Annotated in this window: 2 protein-coding genes; both read left to right on the plus strand. The window is 32.2% G+C overall.

Annotation, left to right across the window (positions count from 1 at the left end; translation table 11 throughout):
• Window positions 1–1,022 (plus strand): L,D-transpeptidase family protein (locus L866_RS09175; protein WP_025730892.1); only part of this gene is annotated, 1,022 nt, incomplete at its 5' end.
• A 312-nt stretch (window positions 1,023–1,334) separates the two neighbouring features.
• Window positions 1,335–2,089, plus strand: a 755-nt coding sequence (locus L866_RS0108135) for an SH3-like domain-containing protein (protein WP_025730894.1), incomplete at its 3' end; no start/stop codon positions are given.

Consider the following 2,089-nt stretch of genomic DNA (forward strand, 5'->3'; position numbering starts at 1 on the left):
GTGAGCGTAACTTTAAAAAACGAGATACATCTAATCGTTATGTTAATGAACGAATTAAAGTTTTAGGTGTAAATCAAACTAAAACGTATTATTTAATAGCTGATCAACAAGGTAAAACACTAGGTTGGATAGACCACCGAGCATTAAGCAATGCTAATTATACTGCGCAAATTATACGTGGAGATAATTTTAGCATCGATACACGGCCGTGGGGTACTCCGGGATATAAACGAATAGGTTTGACGGGCAATTATTTATATAGTACAGTTCAAGTCATCGGAGTGACTAACGACAAAAGTTATATGCTTGTTTTAAAAGATAATAAAGTATTGGGATGGATAGATAATCGTGCTTTAAGCTCTCGAAAAGGTATCAAAACGAGTGTTTATAAAACAGGATTTAGTGTTGACACAAAACCATGGGGAATCACAGGTTCAAAAAAAATAACAACATCTAATCACATCATTAATCAGCAAGTAGAGATTATCGGTAAAAATGATAATGGGTTGTATTTGTTAATTCGTTATGGCAATGGGAAATTAGGTTGGATTGACAATCGCGCAATTAAAAATCCTAATATAATTAATGTAGGAAATTGGAGACTAGAAGAGGGCAATTTGCAAGCTCGTGGCAAAAATTATTATGTTGGAAATACATTTATTGTTGTAGATATTCAAAATCAACGTATGTGGGGTGTAAAAAATAACAAAATTATTGTTGACACACCTGTAATTACTGGGAAGCCAGGCTCTGATACGCCACGAGGACATTATAAAATCCAACCTTTAAAACAATCTCCATCAGTATTAATCGGACCTGGATATGCCTCTCCAGTTCAATATTGGATGCCGTTTATCGGAAATACTTGGGGTATTCATGATTCGAATTGGCAACATAATGGGTATGGTGGACAGTTGTATCGTAATGGATATGGTTCACATGGATGTATTAATACGCCATTAGGAGCTGTTAGAACGTTGTATAATAATTTTTCTATAGGTTCTAACGTCGTTGTTTTTTAGTTAAAGTAAGCAAAAGTTTTAGAGCTAATCGTTTGAAGAGTAAGAGGGATGATTTTGAAATTATCTCTCTTTTTTTATACGGAAATATGCTATTAATCATCATTAGGTGAAGTAATACCGTAAGAAAATTGTACGCTTCAGTATAAACAACATATAATAAATTTTTTGTGTCTGTTATTTAATTCAATAGAAGTATTAATTTTATGTTTTGATCTAACAAAATTAAATTGGGATTTTTTTTGGAACAGGTTTGTGTTATCATAAATGAGAGATATATTAATATGTTATAAAAGTAAATAAAAAGGGGATTATATGAAGAAAACAGCGCAATTATTTTTAAGTTTATCTAGTATTGCTTTATCTAGTATGGCGATTAATCAAACAATTTTTGCAGATGACATTTCTACTGGCGTAATTAATGAAGCAATGGTTGATGAAGAGAAAGCGGTAGATGTAACACATTCTAATTCTACAGACCTAACAAATTTAAATGATGAAAAAATAAGTAAAAGTACAACTGATACGAGTTTAGAAGAAGAAAAGGCTATTGTTAAGACCCGTGAAACAGTTTTTAATAAAGAAATTGCTTTAGATAAAAATGAAGTTAATGAGCTAGTAAAAAATAAAAAAGTATCACTAGATGCAAAAGAAGAAAAAGAACCAAAAATAAGTCAGAATGATGTAATGTATAATGAAGTATATAAGGCAGCAGTTATATTTGGTCAATACAGCATCGATACAAGACCGTGGGGAGAAGAGGGATTCCAAAAAATAGGTGACACATCATTATATACTAATAAAATAGTGGACATCATTGGCGAAAATAAAGATGGATATTATAAATTAGTGAAAATGAATGAAGAGAATTTAGGGTGGATAGATCACCGAGCGTTTGGTCGAATAGATGCAACAACTGTAGCGCGGATTGGAAAGGGTAGCTATTCAGTCGATACACAGCCGTGGGGAATGGAAGGGTACAAAAAAATTAATGAAACGGATCATCTATTAGGGAAAGAAGTGAAAGTAGTCTCACAAAAACAAAATAAAGAATATTCTTACGTGTTAGT

This window comes from Atopobacter phocae ATCC BAA-285, from assembly GCF_000526675.1.
Lineage (GTDB): Bacteria > Bacillota > Bacilli > Lactobacillales > Aerococcaceae > Atopobacter > Atopobacter phocae.